At 56.5% G+C, this 21,608-nt stretch carries 22 protein-coding genes, 1 pseudogene and 1 riboswitch; of the genes and pseudogenes, 8 read left to right on the top strand and 15 right to left on the bottom strand.

From position 1 onward, the window contains the following. The first annotated feature begins 69 nt into the window (after positions 1–69). Positions 70–1,590: a galactose/methyl galactoside ABC transporter ATP-binding protein MglA gene (gene mglA / locus HA46_RS09305; RefSeq protein WP_033791577.1), complete on the top strand. Its 1,521-nt coding sequence runs from the start codon at positions 70–72 to the stop codon at positions 1,588–1,590. 19 nt (positions 1,591–1,609) lie between these two features. Then, positions 1,610–2,620, top strand: a complete 1,011-nt coding sequence (mglC, locus tag HA46_RS09310; protein ID WP_084883813.1) for a galactose/methyl galactoside ABC transporter permease MglC — start codon at positions 1,610–1,612, stop codon at positions 2,618–2,620. A 200-nt stretch (positions 2,621–2,820) separates the two neighbouring features. On the opposite strand, the gene sanA is transcribed toward mglC, so the two are convergent. From sanA to metG, 6 genes are all read right to left on the bottom strand, one after another. Beyond that, entirely contained in the window at positions 2,821–3,540 is a 720-nt protein-coding gene (gene sanA / locus HA46_RS09315; protein WP_033791576.1) for an outer membrane permeability protein SanA, read from the bottom strand. Positions 3,541–3,675: 135 nt separating this feature from the next. Further along, the gene (locus HA46_RS09320; RefSeq protein WP_033791575.1) at positions 3,676–5,373 is read right to left on the bottom strand and encodes an NAD-dependent malic enzyme; all 1,698 of its coding nucleotides are present in this window, start codon (positions 5,371–5,373) and stop codon (positions 3,676–3,678) included. A 155-nt stretch (positions 5,374–5,528) separates the two neighbouring features. Beyond that, positions 5,529–6,419, bottom strand: coding sequence for a cytidine deaminase (gene cdd, locus HA46_RS09325; protein WP_033791574.1), 891 nt, complete (start codon positions 6,417–6,419; stop codon positions 5,529–5,531). Between the two features lie 119 nt (positions 6,420–6,538). Beyond that, positions 6,539–7,231, bottom strand: a complete 693-nt coding sequence (locus HA46_RS09330) for a CidB/LrgB family autolysis modulator (protein ID WP_033791573.1) — start codon at positions 7,229–7,231, stop codon at positions 6,539–6,541. Beyond that, on the bottom strand, positions 7,224–7,613 hold the full coding sequence (locus tag HA46_RS09335; RefSeq protein WP_084883815.1) for a CidA/LrgA family protein: 390 nt from the start codon (positions 7,611–7,613) through the stop codon (positions 7,224–7,226). The genes HA46_RS09330 and HA46_RS09335 overlap by 8 nt, the downstream gene beginning before the upstream one ends. 347 nt (positions 7,614–7,960) lie before the next feature. Beyond that, a complete protein-coding gene (gene metG / locus HA46_RS09340; protein ID WP_084883817.1) occupies positions 7,961–9,991 on the bottom strand; it encodes a methionine--tRNA ligase in 2,031 nt (676 codons plus the stop codon). A 163-nt stretch (positions 9,992–10,154) separates the two neighbouring features. On the opposite strand from metG, the gene apbC reads away from it, so the two are divergent. Beyond that, positions 10,155–11,267, top strand: a complete 1,113-nt coding sequence (gene apbC / locus HA46_RS09345) for an iron-sulfur cluster carrier protein ApbC (protein ID WP_084883820.1) — start codon at positions 10,155–10,157, stop codon at positions 11,265–11,267. A 23-nt stretch (positions 11,268–11,290) separates the two neighbouring features. Here the strand turns inward: apbC and HA46_RS09350 are convergent, their stop codons facing one another. After that, on the bottom strand, positions 11,291–11,719 hold the full coding sequence (locus HA46_RS09350; protein ID WP_033791569.1) for a GNAT family N-acetyltransferase: 429 nt from the start codon (positions 11,717–11,719) through the stop codon (positions 11,291–11,293). Between the two features lie 287 nt (positions 11,720–12,006). On the opposite strand from HA46_RS09350, the gene ahpC reads away from it, so the two are divergent. Then, entirely contained in the window at positions 12,007–12,570 is a 564-nt protein-coding gene (ahpC, locus tag HA46_RS09355; RefSeq protein WP_033750273.1) for an alkyl hydroperoxide reductase subunit C, read from the top strand. Between the two features lie 71 nt (positions 12,571–12,641). After that, complete coding sequence (ahpF, locus tag HA46_RS09360; RefSeq protein WP_084883822.1) at positions 12,642–14,210, top strand: alkyl hydroperoxide reductase subunit F; 1,569 nt, start codon at positions 12,642–12,644, stop codon at positions 14,208–14,210. A 53-nt stretch (positions 14,211–14,263) separates the two neighbouring features. Here ahpF and HA46_RS09365 read toward each other — a convergent pair whose 3' ends face one another. The 7 genes from HA46_RS09365 to HA46_RS21150 all read right to left on the bottom strand — a co-directional run bounded on the left by HA46_RS09365 (position 14,264) and on the right by HA46_RS21150 (position 18,662). Next, the gene (locus HA46_RS09365) at positions 14,264–15,223 is read right to left on the bottom strand and encodes an AEC family transporter (protein WP_084883824.1); all 960 of its coding nucleotides are present in this window, start codon (positions 15,221–15,223) and stop codon (positions 14,264–14,266) included. Between the two features lie 76 nt (positions 15,224–15,299). Continuing rightward, the gene (locus HA46_RS09370; RefSeq protein ID WP_033791566.1) at positions 15,300–15,497 is read right to left on the bottom strand and encodes a hypothetical protein; all 198 of its coding nucleotides are present in this window, start codon (positions 15,495–15,497) and stop codon (positions 15,300–15,302) included. An 873-nt stretch (positions 15,498–16,370) separates the two neighbouring features. Further along, positions 16,371–16,658 (bottom strand): hypothetical protein, encoded by a 288-nt coding sequence (locus HA46_RS09380; RefSeq protein ID WP_084883827.1) that lies wholly within the window; start codon positions 16,656–16,658, stop codon positions 16,371–16,373. Between the two features lie 15 nt (positions 16,659–16,673). Beyond that, positions 16,674–17,342, bottom strand: coding sequence for a hypothetical protein (locus HA46_RS09385; protein WP_084883829.1), 669 nt, complete (start codon positions 17,340–17,342; stop codon positions 16,674–16,676). A gap of 112 nt (positions 17,343–17,454) precedes the next feature. Continuing rightward, positions 17,455–17,700, bottom strand: coding sequence for a hypothetical protein (locus HA46_RS20815; RefSeq protein ID WP_143807618.1), 246 nt, complete (start codon positions 17,698–17,700; stop codon positions 17,455–17,457). A gap of 38 nt (positions 17,701–17,738) precedes the next feature. Then, positions 17,739–18,290, bottom strand: a complete 552-nt coding sequence (locus HA46_RS09390) for a recombinase family protein (RefSeq protein ID WP_244277515.1) — start codon at positions 18,288–18,290, stop codon at positions 17,739–17,741. Between the two features lie 210 nt (positions 18,291–18,500). Next, positions 18,501–18,662 carry a hypothetical protein gene (locus HA46_RS21150; protein ID WP_167626704.1) on the bottom strand — a complete coding sequence of 54 codons (162 nt, stop codon included), beginning with the start codon at positions 18,660–18,662 and terminating at the stop codon, positions 18,501–18,503. A 54-nt stretch (positions 18,663–18,716) separates the two neighbouring features. Between HA46_RS21150 and HA46_RS21495 the strand changes: the two are divergent. From HA46_RS21495 to thiD, 3 genes and pseudogenes are all read left to right on the top strand, one after another. Next, positions 18,717–18,842 (top strand): annotated as a pseudogene (locus HA46_RS21495) (putative T6SS immunity periplasmic lipoprotein); the annotation flags it as partial. A gap of 237 nt (positions 18,843–19,079) precedes the next feature. Further along, positions 19,080–19,176: riboswitch (TPP riboswitch) on the top strand. A 34-nt stretch (positions 19,177–19,210) separates the two neighbouring features. After that, positions 19,211–20,005, top strand: coding sequence for a hydroxyethylthiazole kinase (gene thiM / locus HA46_RS09395; RefSeq protein WP_244277516.1), 795 nt, complete (start codon positions 19,211–19,213; stop codon positions 20,003–20,005). Further along, positions 20,002–20,802 (top strand): bifunctional hydroxymethylpyrimidine kinase/phosphomethylpyrimidine kinase, encoded by an 801-nt coding sequence (thiD, locus tag HA46_RS09400; protein ID WP_084883834.1) that lies wholly within the window; start codon positions 20,002–20,004, stop codon positions 20,800–20,802. The genes thiM and thiD overlap by 4 nt, the downstream gene beginning before the upstream one ends. A 60-nt stretch (positions 20,803–20,862) precedes the next feature. On the opposite strand, the gene HA46_RS09405 is transcribed toward thiD, so the two are convergent. After that, on the bottom strand, positions 20,863–21,549 hold the full coding sequence (locus tag HA46_RS09405; RefSeq protein WP_084883837.1) for a GntR family transcriptional regulator: 687 nt from the start codon (positions 21,547–21,549) through the stop codon (positions 20,863–20,865). Positions 21,550–21,608: the final 59 nt, after the last annotated feature.

Here is a 21,608-nt window from a genome sequence, read left to right on the forward strand (position 1 = left end):
TCCTGTCCGGGCGCGGCTGAGCCGCGCCCTGTTTTCACGTGACCAACGCTTTTTTTAGCCAGGTAAATTATGGCCAGTGATAATCCGACCGCGCAGCGTGAATATCTGCTGGAAATGACGAACGTCTCTAAGTCATTTCCAGGGGTTAAAGCCTTAGATAATGTGAATTTAAAAGTGCGGCCTCACTCCGTTCATGCATTGATGGGTGAAAACGGCGCCGGTAAATCGACATTATTGAAATGCCTGTTTGGTATTTATAAAAAAGATACGGGGAGCATCCTGTTTCAGGGTGAGGAAATCGATTTTAAAAGTTCGAAAGAGGCGCTGGAAAACGGCGTTTCGATGGTGCATCAGGAGCTGAACCTGGTATTACAGCGCACCGTCATGGACAATATGTGGCTGGGCCGCTATCCGCAAAAAGGGCCGTTCGTCGATCAGGAAAAAATGTATCGCGATACCAAAGCGATTTTCGACGAGCTGGATATCGATATCGATCCGCGCGACAAAGTGGCGACGCTCTCTGTTTCGCAGATGCAGATGATCGAAATCGCCAAGGCGTTCTCTTATGACGCCAAAATCGTCATCATGGACGAGCCGACCTCTTCGCTGACCGAGAAAGAGGTGAACCACCTGTTCACCATTATTCGCAAGCTGAAAGATCGCGGCTGCGGCATTGTTTATATCTCGCACAAGATGGAAGAGATTTTCCAGCTGTGCGACGAGATCACTATTCTGCGCGACGGTCAATGGATCGCCACCCAGCCGCTGGAAGGGCTGGATATGGATAAGATCATCGCCATGATGGTCGGCCGTTCCCTGAACCAGCGCTTTCCCAACAAAACCAACGTGCCGGGCGAAACCATTCTTGAGGTGCGCCATTTAACGTCGCTGCGTCAGCCGTCGATTCGCGACGTTTCGTTCGACTTGCGGAAAGGGGAGATTCTGGGCATCGCCGGGCTGGTGGGCGCCAAGCGTACCGATATCGTCGAAACGCTGTTCGGGATCCGCGAGAAGGTGAGCGGCACGATTAAGCTGCACGGCAAGCCGATTAATAACCACAGCGCCAATGAAGCCATCAACCACGGTTTCGCCCTGGTGACGGAAGAGCGCCGCTCGACCGGTATTTATGCCTTTCTCGATATCGGGTTTAACTCGTTAATCTCCAATATCAAGAAGTATAAAAACAATATCGGGCTGCTCGATAATAAGCGGATGAAAAGCGATACCCAGTGGGTTATCGACGCCATGCGCGTAAAAACGCCGGGCCATCATACGCAAATTGGATCGCTTTCGGGCGGCAACCAGCAAAAGGTGATTATCGGCCGCTGGTTACTGACCCAGCCTGAAATATTGATGCTCGACGAACCGACGCGCGGCATTGACGTCGGCGCGAAGTTCGAAATTTACCAGCTGATTGCCGAGCTGGCGAAGAAAGAGAAGGGCATCATTATTATCTCTTCCGAAATGCCGGAGCTGTTGGGCATTACCGATCGTATTCTGGTGATGAGCAACGGTCAGGTAGCGGGCATTGTAGATACCAAGACAACCACGCAGAACGAAATATTGCGTTTAGCGTCATTACACCTTTAATGAAGCAAGGGCTGTTAACATGAAAGCGACTACTAAAAAGAATGCGCTAACCTGGCTGAAAGAGGGCGGCATTTATGTCGTTCTGCTGGTTTTGCTGGCTATTATTATTTTCCAGGATCCGACATTTTTAAGCCTGATGAACCTGAGTAATATTCTGACCCAATCCTCGGTGCGTATTATTATCGCGCTGGGCGTGGCGGGTCTGATCGTTACGCAGGGCACCGACCTGTCGGCCGGTCGTCAGGTCGGTCTGGCGGCGGTGGTGGCGGCGACGCTGCTGCAGGCGATGGATAACGCCAATAAGGTGTTTCCGACGCTGGATACCGTGCCAATTCCGGTGGTGATTCTGGTGGTGTGCGCGATCGGCGGCCTGATCGGCCTGGTGAATGGCCTGATCATCGCCTACCTCAAGGTGACGCCGTTTATTACCACGCTCGGCACCATGATTATCGTTTACGGCATCAACTCGCTCTACTACGATTTCGTCGGCGCGTCGCCGATTGCCGGGTTTGACAGCGGCTTCTCGAAGTTCGCTCAGGGCTTCCTGCGCTTTGGCGACTTCAAGCTCTCTTACATCACCTTCTACGCGATTGCCGCCATCATTTTCATCTGGATCCTGTGGAACAAGACCCGCTTTGGCAAGAATATTTTTGCTATCGGCGGCAACCCGGAAGCGGCGAAAGTCTCTGGCGTTAACGTCAACCTCAACCTGATTCTGATCTATGCGCTTTCCGGCGTGTTCTACGCCTTCGGCGGCATGCTGGAAGCGGGCCGTATCGGCAGCGCCACCAACAACCTCGGCTTTATGTATGAGCTGGACGCCATTGCGGCGTGCGTGGTGGGCGGCGTTTCTTTTGCCGGCGGCGTAGGGACGGTTGCGGGCGTAGTGACCGGCGTGCTCATCTTTACCGTGATCAACTACGGTCTGACCTATATCGGCGTGAACCCTTACTGGCAGTACATTATCAAGGGCGGCATCATTATCTTCGCCGTGGCGCTGGATTCGCTGAAGTACTCGCGTAAGAAGTAAGTCAAAAAGGTCGCTCAGGCTTGTTGCAGACAGCCTGGGCGTCAAAACGCGGGGGGCAGGGCTCGAGGAGCAAAGCGTCCCGCGACAGGGATGTCGCGGGCCGAGCGAGCATGAATGCCTTGAGCGACTTTGCGATCGAGCCCTGCCATCCGCGTGAGCACTTTATCTTTCTTTCAGGAGCGGCCTAAGAGCCGCTCTTGCTATTTCCGCGCTTTCTGCTCGCTTTCCAGCAGCTGCTCCGGCGTCACCGCCGGATAGCTCTGCGCATCTTCCGGCACCTCATGCACTGCCGGAATCGGCACCAGCGGGCCGAGGAAGCGCGGTTCACGCTTCATCACGAAGAGATCGGCCAGCGCACCGAGGCGCGCGCCCACCTCGCGGAAGCGGACGCTAAGCATATTCTTCGGCGACGGCACCGCGTAGCACTGCGCCTGAATCCCCATATGCAGGGCGATAAACAGGGCGCGCTCGCAGTGGAAGCGCTGGGTGATGATAATAAAGTCGTTGGTGTCGAACACCTTGCGCGTGCGTACGATGGAGTCGAGAGTGCGGAAACCGGCGTAGTCCAGCACGATATCCTGCGGATCGACGCCGGCTTTGATGAGATCGCGGCGCATGGTCATGGGTTCGTTATAGCTGCTCATGGCGTTGTCGCCGCTCAGCAGCAGATAATTGACCTTGCCGCTGTTATAGGCGTTCAGCGCGCCCTGAATGCGATAAAGGTAATACTGATTATAGACGCCGGTGCGGTAATACTTCGCGGTGCCCAGCACCACGCCCACCTGGCGATGCGGCAGCGAGGCGACATCTTCATAAATATAGGGCGCGGTTTTCCAGCTGATCCAGCGATCCAGGCCGAGCGCGGTCGCCACCACCAGTAAGATGATGAATAAGAGACCAATAAAAACGCGTTTCAACATACGCGTGAGCGCTCAGGGTCAGGAAAAATCGGTGCATCAAGGCTACTTGAGGACCGGCTACGAAGCAAGGCGGCGCCGGTTGGCTGATGGATTTTTGCGCGGCAGCCGGGCCTGGAACGGCCCGGCGACCGGTTGTCAGATCGAGGTACGACGATAGTGACGATACTGCGGCAGCCAGAAATTGTTGGCGACCGCCTGCGACAGCACATCTTCCGACGTGACCACCGCGACGCCCGCCAGCTGCGCGGCTTTGCCCACTTCCATGGCGATGATTTTCGACACGCCCTGAATATCTTTGATCTCAGGCAGCACCGGACCTTCGCCCTCGTTCACCAGCGGCGAACAGTCGGCCAGCGCGCGGCTTGCCGTCATCAGCATTGAGTCGGTGACGCGCGTCGCGCCGGCGGCGATCACGCCCAGACCGATGCCCGGGAAAATATAGGAGTTGTTGCACTGCGCGATCGGATAAATTTTGCCTTTCCAGCTCACCGGCGAGAAGGGGCTGCCGGTCGCTACCAGCGCCGCGCCGTCGGTCCACGCGATAATATCCGCCGGCGTCGCCTCTACGCGCGATGTCGGGTTCGACAGCGGCATCACGATAGGACGCGCGCAGTGCTTATGCATCTCGCGGATAATCTCTTCGGTAAACAGGCCCGGCTGGCCGGAGACGCCGATCAGAATATCGGGACGAGCGTTACGCACCACGTCCAGCAGCGAGATAGAATCGCTGGCGGTGTCCCACGTTTTCAGGTTCTCGCTCTTCTGCACCAGCTTGCTCTGGAAGTCGAGCAGGTTCGGCAGCTTGTCGGTCAGCAGGCCGAAGCGATCGACCATCAGCACGCGCGCGCGCGCCTCTTCATCGCTCAGGCCTTCCGATTTCATCTGCGCGATAATTTGCTCGGCGATGCCGCATCCGGCGGAGCCTGCGCCGAGAAACACCACTTTTTGCTCGCACAGGCGGCTGCCTGCGGCGCGGCTGGCCGCGATCAGCGTGCCGACGGTCACGGCGGCGGTGCCCTGAATATCGTCGTTGAAGCAGCAGATCTCGTCGCGATAGCGCTGCAGCAGCGGCATGGCGTTTTTCTGCGCGAAGTCTTCAAACTGCAGCAGCACGTTCGGCCAGCGGCGTTTAACTGCCTGGATAAAGTCGTTAACAAAGGCGTCGTACTCTTCGCCGGTGATACGCGGATGACGCCAGCCCATATAGAGCGGATCGTTAAGCAGCTGCTGATTGTTGGTGCCGGCGTCCAGCACTACCGGCAGAGTATAGGCCGGCGAAATGCCGCCGCAGGCGGTATAAAGCGACAGCTTGCCGATAGGAATGCCCATGCCGCCGATGCCTAAATCGCCGAGGCCGAGAATGCGCTCGCCGTCGGTAACCACAATCACCTTCACGTTCTGCTTGGTGGCGTTCTGCAGCATATCTTCGATGCGATCGCGGTTCGGATAGGAGATAAAGACGCCGCGTGCGCGGCGGTAGATCTCGGAGAAGTGTTCGCAGGCCGCGCCGACGGTCGGGGTGTAGATAATCGGCATCATCTCTTCGAGATGGTTGTCGAGCAGGCGATAGAAAAGGGTTTCGTTGGTGTCCTGAATGTTGCGCAGGTAGACGTGCTTATCGTTATTGTTTTTAAAGTCCTGGAACTGACGCCAGGCGCGCTCTGCCTGCTCTTCAATGCTCTCGACCGCTTCAGGCAGCAGGCCGTTGAGGTTAAATTCGTTGCGCTCTTCCAGCGAGAAGGCGCTGCCTTTATTCAGCAGGGGAAATTCCAGCAGGATCGGGCCAGCGTAGGGGATGTACAGCGGACGCTTACTTTCGTACTCATGTTCCATGAATTGATGCTCCGGTTGCGGTGTTGTCTGGCAAAGCTCAGACGCCAGTCGTTCTTTTTTTGTGTTGCTGGCGCACGATCCTATGAAATTTCTCGCCGATGTACAGCTTTTGTAAATAAAAGATATCGTAAGTGTTGGAAAGCGTGTTCTGTGCCTCAGCCCTGGCGCAGCGTGACGCGAGTCAGCTGGTCGCATCCCAGCGCGGCCAGGGTCGCCTGAGTCGCGGCGAACTGATCCAGCGTGGCGTTTTCCACTTCGGCCAGCGCGGCGGCCTCGATGTTTTCGCAGGCTTCGCCCTGCATATTCAGCAGGATCAGCGCGGCCTGTAGCGGCGGCAGGCTCGGGTTGAAGGCGGCGTTCTCGGCGTAGCGCCCGGTAACCGTCGCGCCGCTCGCGGTGCGCAGCGCAATGCCGCTGTGCGAACCGCTGTAAGGCGCATGGCTCTGGTTGGCGGCCGCGATTGCCGCCTGGGCGAGCGCGTCGCCTTCCGCCTGATAGCCGTGATCCACCTTGTCCAGCAGCAGGGTAGTGATGTTCAGGTCGCGCGGGCCGAAGGCGTCCGGCAGGTAGTCCGCCAGGGTGCTGACGCCACGACCGGGCAGGCTAATGCGCAGCTCGGTGCCGCTGTTGAGTTCGTTCATAAACTGGCGGCAGTGGCCGCACGGCGTGTAGTTAACCGTGACCGCCTCAAGGCGCTGCTCGCCGCGCAGCCAGGCGTGCGCGATAGCGCTCTGCTCGGCATGGATAGTCTGCTGTAGCGCTACGCCCGCGAACTCCATATTGGCGCCGAAGTACCAGCAACCGCTGACGCCGCGCGCCACGGCGCCGACGTTGAAGCGCGAGACCGGCACGACCGCACAGGCCGCCGCCAGCGGCAGCAGCGCCAGCGCCAGCGCGTCGGCCTCCAGTCGGGTCTGCTGCATCAGCGATGCGACCTGCTCCGGCGTCAGCGCCGCCTGAAACTGCGCGTCGTCAAGAATAGGACGCAGCGCGCTTTGCAGGGCAGCGGGCAGCGCGTCGAAGGCGGAGGTGAAACGTGGATGCATGATAGCCTCGTTAATATCAGGCGGCCCATTGCCGCCAGAGGGGTTATATGTGATCTGTATCGCTCTGACAATGCAACAGATTTGCATCGTTTCAACTTTGCGAGATCTATCGCAAAGTTTTATCCGAACGCATGCAGCAGCAGCGGAAAGATAAAGGGCGCCAGCAGCGAGGTGATGATGCCGCACAGCACCAGCGCCAGCGAGCTGAACGCGCCTTCCTGGTAATCCACCTCCGCCGCGCGCGCCGTGCCGAGCGCGTGCGACGCGTTGCCTATCGCCAGTCCACGCGCCGCGCGGGTTTTTATCCCCAGCAGGTTCAGCACCATATGACCGAAGACCGCGCCGAGCACGCCGGCGATCAGCACGCAAATGGCGCTGATAGCGGGGATGCCGTGCAGCGAGGCGGAGACCGCCATCGCAATGGGCGTGGTCACCGATTTCGGCAAAATGGTGGCGGCGATTTCCGGCGTCGCGCCCATCCACAGCGCGATAGCGGTGCCGGAGACCATCGCGGTCAGGCTGCCGATAAAGCAGACGCCGATAAGCGATTTCCAGCGCGCGCGGATTTGATGCATCTGCTCGTAGAGCGGCAGCGCCAGCGCGACCACCGCCGGCTGCAGCAGCTGATTGAGGATCTGGCTGCCGGCGAAATAGCGCGCGTAGGGGATTTGCAGCACCAGCAGCAGCGGGATAATGATTGCCATCGCCACCAGCAGCGGATTGAGCAGCGAGATTTTCAGCTTCGCCGCCAGGCGACGCGCCAGCATAAAAGCGCCAACGCTGAGCGGCAGCGACCACCAGATGTCACTCACTCGGTTTCTCCCGTACGTTGCGCGTATGAATTTTATGGGCGCTCCAGCCGACAATCGTCAACACCAGAAAGGTGCTGACCACGATAGAGACCACGATTGGACCGAACTGCGCGCTCAGCACGTCGGTGTAGTTGATGATGCCGACGCTGATGGGCACAAACAGCAGCGCCATATAGCGGATCAGCAGGTGGCAGCCGGGCTTTACCCATTCCACCGGAAGGATTTGCGACGCCAGCAGGGCGAACAGCGTCAGCATGCCGAGGATGCTGCCGGGAATGGTGACAGGCAGCAGCAAGGAGAGGGCGTTGCCCGCATAGAGGCAGAGATAGATGATGACGAAGGCGCGCACGTAGCGCCAGCACAGAGACAGCACGGTGGGCATAGCAGGCTCCTGTTTTCACTGCACAACATCATACGCGACATGGGATAAAAAAGGGCGACATTGCTGTCGCCCTTGATGACCGCAGAGAAGCTTGCGAGCGGGTGGCATGGACCGAAGAGCAAAGCGTCCTGCGCCAGGGACAAAAACGCCGGGAGCGTTTTTGAACAACGCAGCGCGTTGGCCCGGTGACGGGCGCACCTCAGGGATGAGGTGCGTATCTGCGCAGGCCGAGCTGGCAGGGATGCCGTCTTTTGCGTCTTTGCGATCGGGCCATGCCACCCGCGACGGGCACATTCTTTTGTGCCTTAAGGGCGACATTTTTACCGCCCTTATTCAGCCTTAACCCCTTATTTGACCGGCATGCCCGGCTGCGCGCCGCTGTCGACGGAGAGCACAAACAGATCTTTGCCGCCCGGGCCTGCTGACAGCACCATGCCTTCCGACACGCCGAAACGCATCTTACGCGGCGCGAGGTTGGCGACAATAATCGTCATTTTGCCGATCAGCACCGACGGATCCGGATAGGCGGCGCGGATGCCGGAGAAGATCTGGCGCTTCTCGCCGCCCAGATCGAGCTGAAGACGCAGCAGCTTATCGGAGCCTTCCACCAGCTCGGCGTGTTCGATCAGCGCTACGCGCATATCGACTTTGGCGAAATCGTCAATAGTAATGGTATCGCCAATCGGCGCATCCGCCAGCGGGCCGGTCGCCGGCTGGCTGGCCGCGGCGGCATCTTCTTTCGACGCTTCAATCAGCGCGTTAACTTTGGTCATTTCGATACGTCCATAGAGCGCTTTAAACGGCGCCACCTGATGATTAAGCAGCGGCTGCGGGATCGCATCCCAGCGTAATTCGCTGTTGAGGAACGCTTCGGCGCGCTCGCTCAGGCTCGGCAGTACCGGCTTCAGCCAGGTCATCAGCACGCGGAACAGGTTGATGCCCATTGAGCAGATCGCCTGCAGATCGGCGTCGCGACCCTCTTCTTTCGCCACCACCCACGGCGCCTGCTCGTCCACATAGCGGTTAGCCAGATCGGCCAGCGCCATGATTTCGCGAATGGCGCGGCTGTACTCGCGGCTCGCCCAGGCTTCGCCAATCTTCTCAGAGGCGTCGACAAAGGTCTGGTAGAGCGCCGGATCCGCCAGTTCGGCCGAAAGCTGGCCGTTAAAGCGTTTGGTCAGGAAGCCGGCGTTGCGCGATGCCAGGTTCACCACCTTATTGACGATATCGGCGTTCACGCGCTGCACGAAATCTTCCAGATTCAGGTCGATATCATCGATGCGCGAAGAGAGCTTGGCGGCGTAGTAGTAGCGCAGGCTGTCGGCGTCCAGATGCTGCAGCCAGGTGCTCGCCTTGATAAAGGTGCCGCGCGACTTAGACATTTTGGCGCCGTTCACCGTCACATAGCCGTGCACGAACAGATTGTTAGGCTTGCGGAACTGGCTGCCTTCCAGCATCGCCGGCCAGAACAGGCTGTGGAAGTAAACGATATCCTTGCCGATAAAGTGATAGAGCTCGGTGGTGGAATCTTTCTTCCAGAACTCGTCGAAATCGAGATCGCCGCGCTTGTCGCACAGGTTTTTAAACGCGCCCATATAGCCGATCGGCGCATCCAGCCAGACGTAAAAATATTTGCCCGGCGCGTCGGGGATTTCAAAGCCGAAGTAGGGCGCGTCGCGGGAGATATCCCACTGCTGCAGCCCAGACTCGAACCACTCCTGCATCTTGTTCGCCACCTGCTCCTGCAGCGCGCCGGAGCGCGTCCAGGCCTGCAGCATGGCGCTGAAGGACGGCAGATCGAAGAAGAAGTGCTCGGAGTCGCGCATCTCCGGCGTGGCGCCCGAGACCACCGACTTCGGCTCGATCAGCTCGGTCGGGCTGTAGGTGGCGCCGCACACTTCGCAGTTGTCGCCATACTGATCCGGCGATTTGCATTTCGGGCAGGTGCCCTTGACGAAACGGTCGGGCAGGAACATGCCTTTTTCCGGATCGTAGAGCTGAGAGATGGTGCGGTTCTTAATAAAACCGTTCTCTTTCAGTCGGGTGTAAATCAGTTCCGACAACACGCGGTTCTCGTCGCTGTGCGTCGAGTGGTAGTTGTCGTAGCTGATGTTGAAGCCGGCGAAATCGACCTGATGTTCCTGACTCATTTCGGCGATCATCTGCTCCGGCGAGATGCCTAACTGCTGCGCTTTCAGCATGATCGGCGTACCGTGCGCATCGTCGGCGCAGATGAAATAGACCTGATTGCCACGCATTCGCTGGTAACGCACCCAAATGTCTGCCTGGATATGCTCGAGCATGTGGCCGAGATGGATCGATCCGTTCGCGTACGGCAGGGCGCACGTTACCATTATTTTTTTAGCGACTTGAGTCATAGTTTGCGTAGCTTTCTGTTGATTGAAAAAACGGGCTTAGATGGTAACTCATGCCCTGGCGGGCGTAAACACAAGGGCGGTCTGGCGTCGACCGCGCCGACATCTGATATCATTGTTGTGTTACCGCTGAACCCAGCGACAGAATAAATAACAAGGAGTGGGGATGACAGCACAATCCCGGACATCACATTCACCTGAAGCCTTGCGCGCCGTGGTTATGGGCGTGTTAAGCGGCTTCCGGCATCCGACCCTCGATCGCAACCTCACCGCGCTGAAAGCGCTGCATCATGTCGCGCTGCTGGACGGCAAGCTGCATATCGAACTCTGCATGCCCTTCCCCTGGGCGAGCGCGTTTGAAGAGCTGAAGGCGCAGGCCAGCGCCGAACTGCTGCGCCTGACCGGCACCCAGGCGATCGACTGGCGGCTGCGCCACGATATCGCCACCCTGAAGCGCGTCAAAGGCCAGCCCGGCGTTAACGGCGTGAAGAACATTATCGCCGTCAGCTCCGGCAAGGGCGGCGTCGGCAAGTCGAGCACCGCCGTCAATATGGCGCTGGCGCTGGCGGCGGAAGGGGCGCGCGTCGGCATTCTCGACGCGGACATTTACGGCCCGTCGGTGCCCAATATGCTGGGCACCGAGCATGAGCGTCCCACCTCGCCGGACGGCACGCATATGGCGCCGATTATGGCGCACGGCCTCGCCACCAACTCTATCGGCTATCTGGTGACCGACGATAATGCGATGGTGTGGCGCGGACCGATGGCGAGCAAGGCGCTGATGCAGCTGCTTAACGAGACGCTGTGGCCCGACCTCGACTATCTGGTGCTCGATATGCCGCCGGGTACCGGCGACATACAGCTGACGCTGGCGCAGAGCGTGCCGGTGACCGGCGCGATTGTCGTCACCACGCCGCAGGACATCGCCCTGATCGACGCGCGCAAAGGCATGGTGATGTTCGAGAAGGTCAACGTGCCGGTGCTCGGCGTGGTGGAGAATATGAGCCTGCATATCTGCAGCCACTGCGGCTTCCACGAGCCGATCTTCGGCACCGGCGGAGCGGAAAAGCTGGTGGCGGACTATCAGACGCAACTGCTGGCGCAGCTGCCGCTGCATATCAACCTGCGCGAAGATCTGGACGACGGCGAACCGACGGTGATACGCCGACCCGAGAGCGAGTTTACCGCGCTCTATCGCCAACTGGCGGGCCGCGTCGCCTCGCGTCTTTACTGGCAGGGCGAAGTGATCCCCGGCGACATCGCTTTCCGCGCGCTGTAACGCCCTGTACCGCTGGCGTCGCCTCAGGACGCCAGCGGAAAGTGCATCAGCACATATTTTCCCTGCTCGCTCTCGCCCTGCGCGATAATTTTCCAGCCGTGCTTTAAATAGAATGCCTGCGCCGCCTTGTTCATTAACAGGCACTTCAGCGCGCCGGTGCTGGTAAAACTCGCCTGCACTCTCTCCAGCAGCGCGGCGCCGACGCCGCGGCCCTGATAAGCGGGATCGACGTAAAGGCTATGAAGGAAGTTGTCGTTTTCCAGCACGCCGGCAAAACCGACGCGGTGGCCGTCAAGCTCGGCCACCCAGACGGTCTCGCCCAGGATCACGCTGTCGAAATCTTCCAGCTGCCAGTGGCTGTCGTCGAGCCAGCGCCAGTTATGGCGACGCGCGGCAAGAAACAGCGTGCGCAGGAATGGACGATCGGCTTCGGTAAAAGAACGTATCTGCACGGTAAACTCCCTTAACGGCAATCAGAGGGCTGGCCATATCCGCAAACGGGAGAGAGGGCGCTGGCTCGTCATCAATAAGCGTCTCTACAAAACTAGCAGTTCTGCGATGAAAAGATAAACCGCGTTAAATCAAGGTGCTTTGCGTGTAGAATGCCGGGGCGGCGTCAATAGCGGTGCGGCTTGCCGCGTTTGATAGCTTTCGTTTATCTGATTGATAACGACTGCGTATTAGAAGTTGGCCCGAAAATTTTGTAACGTACATCACATCTTTTAGCGGAGGACTTCAGATGTCTATCATTAATACCAAAATCAAACCGTTTAAAAACGCTGCGTTTAAAAACGGCGAATTCATCGACGTAACTGAGAAAGACGTTGAAGGTAAATGGAGTGTATTCTTCTTCTATCCGGCTGACTTTACCTTCGTTTGCCCGACCGAACTGGGTGACGTGGCTGACCACTACGAAGAATTCCAGAAACTGGGCGTAGATATCTACTCTGTTTCTACCGACACCCACTTTACCCACAAAGCCTGGCACGGTTCTTCTGAAACCATCGCGAAAATCCAGTACGCCATGATCGGCGACCCGACTGGCGCGCTGACCCGCAACTTCGAAATCATGCGCGAAGCCGAAGGTCTGGCTGACCGCGGTACTTTCATCGTTGACCCGGAAGGCATCATCCAGGCGATCGAAATCACTGCTGAAGGTATCGGCCGCGACGCGTCTGACCTGCTGCGTAAAGTGAAAGCCGCTCAGTATGTCGCTTCTCACCCAGGCGAAGTTTGCCCGGCTAAATGGAAAGAAGGCGACGCAACCCTGGCTCCGTCTCTGGACCTGGTTGGCAAAATCTAATTTCCACACCGGCTTTTCGATCTTCTCTATCGGGTGCTGCGGCACCCGATTTCTTCTGACAGGAACTCACTATGCTCGACACAAATTTAAAAACCCAGCTCAAGGCCTACCTTGAGAAATTAACCAAGCCTGTTGAGTTGATCGCCACCCTGGACGATGGCGCCAAATCAGCGGAAATTCGCGATTTGCTGGCGGATATCGCAAGCCTGTCTGAAAAAGTCAGCTTCCGCGAAGAGAACGATCGTCCGGTGCGGAAACCCTCTTTTCTGATCGCCAACCCTGGCTCGCACAGCGGCCCGCGCTTTGCCGGTTCGCCGATGGGTCACGAATTCACCTCGCTGGTGCTGGCGCTGCTGCAGACCGGCGGGCATCCGTCGAAAGAGACGCAGAGCCTGCTTGACCAGGTGGCGTCGCTGGATAGCGACCTGCATTTCGAAACTTACTACTCGCTGTCATGCCACAACTGCCCTGACGTCGTGCAGGCGCTGAACCTGATGGCGATTATCAACCCGCGCGTCTCGCACACGGCGATTGACGGCGGCATGTTCCAGAATGAAATTACCGAGCGCAACGTGATGGGCGTGCCGGCGGTTTACCTGAACGGCAAAGAGTTCGGTCAGGGCCGCATGAGCCTTGCTGAGATCGTCGGCAAGGTCGACACCAACGCCGAAAAGCGCGCGGCGGAAGAGCTGAACAAGCGCGACGCCTATGAAGTGCTGATCGTCGGCAGCGGCCCGGCAGGCGCGGCGGCGGCGATCTACTCGGCGCGTAAAGGCATCCGTACCGGCCTGATGGGCGAGCGTTTCGGCGGCCAGGTGCTCGACACCGTCGATATTGAAAACTACATTTCCGTGCAGAAAACCGAAGGCGCTAAGCTGGCCGGCTCGCTGCGCGCCCACGTTGACGACTATGACGTTGACGTGATCGATACCCAGAGCGCTATCAAGCTGATCCCGGCGGCGAAAGAGGGCGGTTTGCACGCGATTGAAACGGCCTCTGGCGCCGTGCTGAAATCACGCAGCATCATCATTGCCACCGGCGCGCGCTGGCGCAACATGGGCGTGCCTGGCGAAGATCAGTATCGCACCAAAGGCGTCACCTACTGCCCACACTGCGACGGTCCGCTGTTTAAAGGCAAACGCGTTGCGGTCATCGGCGGCGGCAACTCCGGCGTTGAGGCGGCAATCGATCTGGCGGGCATCGTCGAGCACGTGACCCTGCTGGAGTTCGCTGGCGAAATGCGCGCCGATCAGGTGCTGCAGAACAAGCTGCGTAGCCTGAAAAACGTCGATGTGATCCTGAACGCGCAGACCACGGAAGTGAAAGGCGACGGCAGCAAAGTGACCGGCCTGGCCTATATCGATCGCAACAACCAGACGGCGCACGACATCGCGCTGAGCGGTATTTTCGTGCAGATCGGTCTGCTGCCGAACACCACCTGGCTGGAAGGCGCGGTAGAGCGCAACAAAATGGGCGAGATCCTGATTGACGCGAAATGCGAAACCAGCCTGAAAGGCGTTTTCGCGGCGGGCGACTGCACCACGGTGCCCTATAAGCAGATCATCATCGCCAGCGGCGAAGGCGCGAAAGCCTCACTGAGCGCTTTCGACTACCTGATCCGCACCAAACCGGCTGAATAACGTTTTGCGATAGCCACGCAACGGCCCCGGGACCTCTGTCTCGGGGCTTTTTTTTAATAGCCCGCCCACGACATCAGCATCATCCACACCGGCGTTGTTACCGCCGCGAATAGCGTAGAAAACAGCATGCTTGACGCCGCCGGGCCGGTCAGCACGTTGAACTTCTGCGACATCAGGTAGACGTTGACGCCTACCGCCATCGAACCGAGCAGCACCACCACCCGGCTCTCCAGCGGCGGCAGATGCACCAGCCAGGCGATCGCCCAGATGGTCATCGGCTGCAAAATCAGCTTAAGCAAGCAGATGGTGTAGCTTTCGCGCAGCCCGTCGCGTACGCGATAGTGCGCCAGGCTCATGCCGAGCGTCACCAGCGAGAGCGGCGCGGCGATAGAGCCGAGCATGCGCAGCGGTTCGGCGGCGATGGTGGGCAGCGGCTGTTTTAAAAAGCTCCAGGCGGTGCCGCTGAGGATGCCGATAATCAGCGGATTCTTCGCCACGCTGAGAAGGGTATGGCCGATGCCTGTCAGCGAGAAGCTGCCCTGTTTCGCCCACTCCACGGAGAGCGTCAGCAGCGTCCAGAGGATCAGGCTGTTGAACACCAGCACCAGCGCCACCGACGGCAGCGCCTGCGGGCCGAGCAGCACCGTCGCCACAGGAATGCCGAGCATCACGTTGTTGGAGAAGATGCCGCCCAACGCGAAAACCGTGCCCGCGACGCCGTCGAGCCTGAACAGCCGCGTCCCCAGGAAACGGCCGAGCATAAACATCAGTAAGCAGCTGCCGAAAAAGGCCAGCAGCAGCCGCACATCCACCGGCGGGCTTTTGTAGAAGTCGCTCATCACGCGGAACAGCATGCAGGGCAGGGCGACGTTAAAGACAAAGCGGTTCATGCCTTCGCTGATGGTCAGCGGCCATTTACCGACGCGCGTCAGGGCATAGCCAAGGAAAATCAAAATAAACAGCGGAGCGGAAAGGTAAATCTGATGGGTAAGGGTATCAAGCAAGCCAGGCATAGCGCGTCTGTTGTCGGCATCAGGTAACATCAGCCTAACATGTTGTTGCGAAAAGCGTCACCCGTCAGCGCATTGTCTAGCCTAGCCAGCGTCGCGCCTGCGCGTCGCTGATATCGCGATAATAGACGCGGTACAGCGTCTGGTCGCAGCTTCGGCAGCGGGCAGTAATATGAGTGGAAAAATAGCTTCTGCCATTCGGGGCGATGGCGTTGGCGCGAGTAATTACAACATCCTGCCAGTGGTGCCAGTGCGGGATAAGCGAGAGCAGTTTCATCAGGTTCCTCTGAAACGGATAGCCAGGATTAAACAGCAGGTTTGCGGGCCCGGAGCATTAGGCTCGTTTTTCAGCCGCCACTGGTTGATCGAGATCATGCCGCATCGCGCTAACTGGTAATACCTCTTAAGAGGTAGTCGCGTAGCCTTCGCTCGCTGCCTCTCCTGTACTGCTGGCGTAACATTCGACTCGGGGTGCCCTTCTTTGTGAAGGCCGAGAAACCTGATTTGGATAATGCCAGCGTAGGGGGCCGAAATTCGGCCTACTTATCATGAGATTGGCTCTCTCTTTTTCCGTGTGCGATGCCCTTGAGGTGCAAAAAGGATGTGATCATGGGGTACAGAACTCTTCAACCTTAAATGATCGAAACGCCATGGCACCACCCAGACGATAATAATGGGGGAGAGAGCCTGCGAAAAGTTTCGGCTGGATGCCTATAAAGCTCATCAGAATGATTGCTTGCACAATCAGTGATTAGGAAAACATATTTTGAGCGATAAAAGACGATACAATATGAAAATTAGTGATGAGGCTTTGTTGAGTTCTGGTTTTACACCATCTGACTTGCAGAGGATAAAAAAACAATGTTGAAAGCTATGGTGGCATGTTAAGTGGGGCGATTCAGGACTGGCTAGTTGATTCAGAATAGTTCTTTGGGTCTTTAACACTTTTATAGAAATATTTCTCTGAGTAATTATTTCAAATGAAATAGAATATATCATATCAACTGTGATTGGTTTATCTATAGCAATGTTGATTGCTGTTATTGTTCAACCGCCAGTCCTTTCTTACAAATCCTGGCGGTTCTGGAGAAAATACAGGAGTTAATGAGTCGGTGCTTCGGTGGAAAACAGGTCAAAAATAACTTTAGCCTTACCTGATGAAGAAAAAAAGGAATGCCAATGCTGTCATGATTCCTGTTACCCCTTTCCATTTTTGAGATTTTTCAAAGTAAAAAAAGATCATCTGGGATATGAATATAAATAACAGCATTAGTCCACCAAAAACTTTCCCATTATCACTGCTATTATTTAGTGAACCTTTAGGAATCGCCTGATCCATATCGTATACAACATCATATTTATCAACCATAGATAAATAAATTAATATCATGCACAGTATATAAAACAGGATAAATATAACTCTAATAATCTTATTCATGCTGCTATGCCCCTGTTACCAGACCAGTTTATTAAAGTATTGCCAGTTTTTCACAATAAAATCACCATATCGCGTATCTTTTTTGATACTTTCAAGGGTTGGATTTGTGCCCCGGTTATATCTGGCACCAATAATTTTTACATCATTCATACTGAGCCGGGATGATAATTTGTCATAGTCGGCAAGCTGGCGTAAGTGCATAGCCGCGAGGTTGATATTGTAGGTGTCTTTTTCAAGGCACAGCGACAGTGAGCGAAGTTCTGATGTGCTCATATGATCTGCATTAAGGCCCATAGTTTTAGCGGCTGTACGCAGTTGCATACTAACAAATCCAAATGAGGTTTTAGCCGGTGGAGAGGTTATAGTGAAATTACGGTCAATACAGGCTGGCCCGCTCCAGTCGATGGCACGGACCTCAAAAGCAAAACGATCTATAATATTTGGATCACCACCTACCTCAATCCAGCAGACACCAGCCAGTAACTCTGGGGGAAGTTTATAGCGAAGAGCAGCCGATCTAATAAGATAACTATGTTTTTTGACCCAGGCGTCTTTAAAACCTCTGGCATAGGCTCTTCCGCCGCCTAATTTTTCAGGAAGGACTTTCCAGCGCAATACATCAAGAAATGTCCATGAAGGTGATTTTGTCATCACCCTGCATTGTTTAAAGTTACGCATATCCATATATATAAACCTCCATTATTTTTTAATAGCGCTCAATTAAACTAAAGAATCACGTTAAAAATTTTCCCATGAAAATTCCCAAAAAATATAAAGCCTGCTTACCACTCTTCTTTTATTTATCTGAAAAATCAGTCCGCACGCATATTTTATGCGACATATGAGATCCCTCAGTAATACAAAACATGTGCTTTGTTGTTATAATTCTGAGGTTTTTGTGGCTGCTACTTGTATTTAAAGGAATACCGTTTATTTCATCCCCAACGCTTAACGCACCAAAAGGTGCATCACTCTTAAAATGACCAGCCACACAGTCGCTCATATCTGGTTCATAGATTTCGAGATGATATTGCGTTTTCATGATTATTTCCTTGTGTATTAAGTTAAACGCTGAAGGTTTTATTTCGACTCATCAATAACTTTGTAAATTGTAGAATGAGCAATGCTGAGTTGCCGGGCAATCTCTGTAGCACCAGTACCTTGTTGGTGAAGCTCCAGTACACTTGTTCTGTCGATCTTACGTCTGCGACTAAAACGGATACCTTTCAGTTTTGCCTCCTGTCTGCCTTCGTTCGTGCGTTCCAGTATTTCTCTGCCGTTCAGTCTGAGCCACCGCAGACAAGATAGTAACCACCATTTTTCCATTTCCCCATCAGTGCTGAGCTCGTCATCAATGAACCGGATGGCTATGCCTTGGGAGTCGAATTCCTTTATTAGCTGGATCGTATCGGCGGTATCGCGGTTAAGGCGGTCGAGTTTCTTCACCAGAATGACGTCGCCTTCTTCCACCTTCATACGTAGCAGATCCAGTCCGTTCCTGTCGGTATGGCTACCTGATGCTTTGTCAGTAAAGATGCGGTTAGTTGTCACCCCTGCGTCCTTGAGCGCCTTAATCTGAATATCGAGTGACTGCTGGCTGGTTGAGACCCACGCATACCCAAAAAGCCGCATAGCAACGTCTCTATAAATGAATGTCAGACAATAGACGTTTATTATCTAAAATTTCGATTAAATAGACAGGTAAACAATATCATTTTATGATGTCAGACAATTTATAACATTCACGCTGGCGAACTGGTGACCAAAGGACATCTGAGACCGTTAAAAGAGGCGTTTGAAGAAGAAAGCGTTGCTTAACGTGAGTTTTTGTTCCACTGAGCGTCAGATCCCTGGTAAAGCTTTGGCGGCGTCGGGTACCAGCAGGCGTGCGGCACCTGCTTTCCAGCTCAGAAAGACCAGGCTAGTTGCAGCATGCTCCGTGTCCCAATAGTTGGTTTGCTTTATCGACTGTCCTTCATTCCCAATAATAATCTTGTTATTCATATTACTTTCCTGTAATTAACTGTTCAGATAGACATTATTTACGACTCAAACTGACAGATCCTTCCTGTGTTCGGACTTAATTTTACATCTGGAGAGCGGTATAAGTTCGCGTATGACGTCCAAACCGATAAATTAAGGTCACATTTAGTCACTGCTGAATTTGCTTATCCAGAAGAATAAGGGAGTAAACTGTTCCCTGTTTAACTTCTACGCGCGTATGTAAACAAGCAAGGCTTACAGTTGCTACCTTTTATCGCTGGTATGCTTGTTGGTTGTTATATAACCGCCGTTCATACACTCAGGAAGGTACATTCTGAGGTACAAGGCGGGGTACAGCGTAAAGAAGCGATAACCGGAAGGGCGAACTTGAATCCGTAAGCCACTTCCCCTAATCTGCCAGCGAGTAACCTGTTTTGTACTCATGACTCGGGGTGCCCTTCTGCGTGAAGGCTGAGAAATACCCGTATTACCTGATCTGGATAATGCCAGCGTAGGGAAGTCAGATGCCTGACCGCATTCGCCTTCTTGTTCGCCGGTTGGGAGTTATAATGATCCGCCAACCTCAACGCTTTTCCGACGCGCACTTCGCGCCCGTTCTCGCCCGCTTCGTTCAGCGCCAGCCGCTGGTGCACTGCATGACCAACGACGTCGTGCAGAACGTCACCGCCAACGTCTTGCTGGCGCTCGACGCCTCGCCCGCTATGGTGATCGATCCCGATGAGGCTGCGCAGTTCGCCGCCGTGGCCGACGCCTTGCTGATCAACGTCGGCACGCTGACGCGCGATCGCCGCGACGCCATGCTGGCGGCGGTGCAGGCCGCCGACGCGGCGCAAAAGCCCTGGGTGCTCGATCCGGTCGCGGTCGGCGCGCTGCGCCTGCGCACTGAGTTCTGCCAGCAGCTTCTTGCGCTGCGGCCTGCCGCCGTGCGCGGCAACGCCTCTGAAATTCTCGCGCTGGCGCAGCAGGGCGCAGGCGGACGCGGCGTGGATACGCAGCACCAGTCGGAGGCGGCGCTGGAGGCGGCGCGCGGGCTGGCGCGGCAATACCAGACGCTGGTGGCGATCAGCGGCGAGGTGGACTATGTCACCGACGGCGCCGAGACGCTGAGCGTACCCGGCGGCAGCGCGCTGATGACGCGCGTGGTCGGCACCGGCTGCGCGCTCTCCGCCGTGGTGGCCGCCTTTTGCAGCCTGCCTGGCGACCGGCTGAGCAACGTCGCCAGCGCCTGCCGCGTCATGGCGCTGGCGGGCGAACGCGCCGCCGCGCAGAAAGCCGCGCCCGGCAGCTTCGCCGCGCTGTTTATCGACGCACTGTGGCAGCTGGCTCAGGAGGCGCGCGCATGAAGCGTATCAACGCTCTGACCATTGCCGGCACCGATCCCAGCGGCGGCGCCGGCATCCAGGCCGATCTCAAGGCTTTTTCGGCGCTCGGCGCCTATGGCACCAGCGTGATTACCGCGCTGGTGGCGCAAAATACCCGCGGCGTGCAGTCGGTTTATCGCATTGAGCCAGACTTCGTAGGCGCGCAGCTCGATTCGGTACTCAGCGACGTGCGCATCGACGCGGCGAAAATCGGCATGCTCTCGGAAACCGCCATCGTGCAGATCGTGGCGGAAAAGCTGAAAAGAGCCGACATCCCTTTCGTGGTGCTGGATACGGTGATGGTGGCGAAAAGCGGCGATCCCTTGCTCTCGCCTGACGCTATCGCCAGCGTGCGCGAGCTGCTGCTGCCGCAGGTGTCGTTAATTACGCCCAATCTGCCGGAGGCGGCGGCGCTGCTGGAGCGCGCGCCAGCGCGCAGCGAAGAGGCGATGCTGGAGCAGGGCGAAGCGCTGCTGGCGCTCGGCTGCCAGGCAGTGTTGATGAAAGGCGGCCATCTCAGCGACAGCGAAAGTCCCGACTGGCTCATCACCCGCGAAGGCGCAGAGCGCTTTACCGCGCCGCGCATCAATACGCGCCATACCCACGGCACCGGCTGTTCGCTTTCCGCCGCGCTGGCGGCGCTGCGCCCGCGGCATAGCAGCTGGTCGCAAACGCTGCGCGAGGCGAAAGCCTGGCTGCAGCAGGCGCTGATGCAGGCCGATACGCTGGAGGTAGGCAAGGGAATTGGGCCGGTGCACCATTTTCATCGCTGGTGGTAAAGGTCAGAAACAAACAAGGCCAGCAGCGCGCCGGCCTTGTTATGAATGCTCAGGACGGCGTTATAGCGACTCAAACCACTCGCTGTTGCGCTCGGCGATCGGCGTAATCGAGAAAATCATCTCCTGCAGATGGCGGCGCATCGCCGCTTCGGCCGCGTCGGCATCGTGGCTTTTCAGCGCCGACAGGATCTCTTCATGCTGCTCAATCAGGCTGCCTGGCGGCGAGACCTCGCTCAGCGTCAAAAAGCGCACGCGGTCCATCGCCGCTTTGATATTCTCCACCGTCTCCCATGCCAGCAGGCAGTTGATGCTTTCGGCAATCAGGCGGTGAAACTCATCGTCGAGGCTAAGAAACGCCTGGCTGTCATGGCGATCGGCGGCCATCTTCTGCAGCTGAAGGTTGTGCTCCAGCGCCATCAGCGCCACTGGCTCTATCTCCAGCGCCGCGCGGCGCACCACCGAAACCTCTACCGCTTCGCGAATAAACCGACCGTCCGCGACGCGGCGCGCGGAAATTTTACGCACGAAGGTGCCGCGCTGCGGCAACACCTGCACCAGACCCGCTTCCGCCAGCTTGATAAAGGCTTCGCGCACCGGCTGACGCGACACGTTGAACCGGGCCGACACTTCTTTCTCTGACAGCAGCGAACCCGGCTGAATGACGCAGGTCACGATATCCTTACGCAGATAACGATAAATCTGCTGGTTAACTGGTTCGCTGGTGGTGATGGTATAGGCGATTGACATGCGGCATATCCGTATTACGGCTGGCCGCAGCCAGCCCGTTGGGAAAGTGTCAGTCTAAT

The sequence above is a fragment of the Pantoea septica genome, assembly GCF_002095575.1.
GTDB classification, from domain to species: Bacteria; Pseudomonadota; Gammaproteobacteria; order Enterobacterales; family Enterobacteriaceae; genus Pantoea; species Pantoea septica.

Coding starts and splice junctions, on each gene's coding strand:
- HA46_RS21150 (WP_167626704.1), bottom strand. CDS start 18,662: ATGAATAACAAGATTATTATTGGGAATGAAGGACAGTCGATAAAGCAA.
- cdd (WP_033791574.1), bottom strand. CDS start 6,419: ATGCATCCACGTTTCACCTCCGCCTTCGACGCGCTGCCCGCTGCCCTG.
- thiM (WP_244277516.1), top strand. CDS start 19,211: ATGATCCGCCAACCTCAACGCTTTTCCGACGCGCACTTCGCGCCCGTT.
- HA46_RS09335 (WP_084883815.1), bottom strand. CDS start 7,613: ATGCCCACCGTGCTGTCTCTGTGCTGGCGCTACGTGCGCGCCTTCGTC.
- apbC (WP_084883820.1), top strand. CDS start 10,155: ATGACAGCACAATCCCGGACATCACATTCACCTGAAGCCTTGCGCGCC.
- thiD (WP_084883834.1), top strand. CDS start 20,002: ATGAAGCGTATCAACGCTCTGACCATTGCCGGCACCGATCCCAGCGGC.
- metG (WP_084883817.1), bottom strand. CDS start 9,991: ATGACTCAAGTCGCTAAAAAAATAATGGTAACGTGCGCCCTGCCGTAC.
- sanA (WP_033791576.1), bottom strand. CDS start 3,540: ATGTTGAAACGCGTTTTTATTGGTCTCTTATTCATCATCTTACTGGTG.
- HA46_RS09390 (WP_244277515.1), bottom strand. CDS start 18,290: ATGCGGCTTTTTGGGTATGCGTGGGTCTCAACCAGCCAGCAGTCACTC.
- HA46_RS09385 (WP_084883829.1), bottom strand. CDS start 17,342: ATGGATATGCGTAACTTTAAACAATGCAGGGTGATGACAAAATCACCT.
- HA46_RS09405 (WP_084883837.1), bottom strand. CDS start 21,549: ATGTCAATCGCCTATACCATCACCACCAGCGAACCAGTTAACCAGCAG.
- mglC (WP_084883813.1), top strand. CDS start 1,610: ATGAAAGCGACTACTAAAAAGAATGCGCTAACCTGGCTGAAAGAGGGC.
- ahpF (WP_084883822.1), top strand. CDS start 12,642: ATGCTCGACACAAATTTAAAAACCCAGCTCAAGGCCTACCTTGAGAAA.
- HA46_RS09380 (WP_084883827.1), bottom strand. CDS start 16,658: ATGAATAAGATTATTAGAGTTATATTTATCCTGTTTTATATACTGTGC.
- mglA (WP_033791577.1), top strand. CDS start 70: ATGGCCAGTGATAATCCGACCGCGCAGCGTGAATATCTGCTGGAAATG.
- HA46_RS09370 (WP_033791566.1), bottom strand. CDS start 15,497: ATGAAACTGCTCTCGCTTATCCCGCACTGGCACCACTGGCAGGATGTT.
- HA46_RS09365 (WP_084883824.1), bottom strand. CDS start 15,223: ATGCCTGGCTTGCTTGATACCCTTACCCATCAGATTTACCTTTCCGCT.
- HA46_RS20815 (WP_143807618.1), bottom strand. CDS start 17,700: ATGAAAACGCAATATCATCTCGAAATCTATGAACCAGATATGAGCGAC.
- ahpC (WP_033750273.1), top strand. CDS start 12,007: ATGTCTATCATTAATACCAAAATCAAACCGTTTAAAAACGCTGCGTTT.
- HA46_RS09320 (WP_033791575.1), bottom strand. CDS start 5,373: ATGGAACATGAGTACGAAAGTAAGCGTCCGCTGTACATCCCCTACGCT.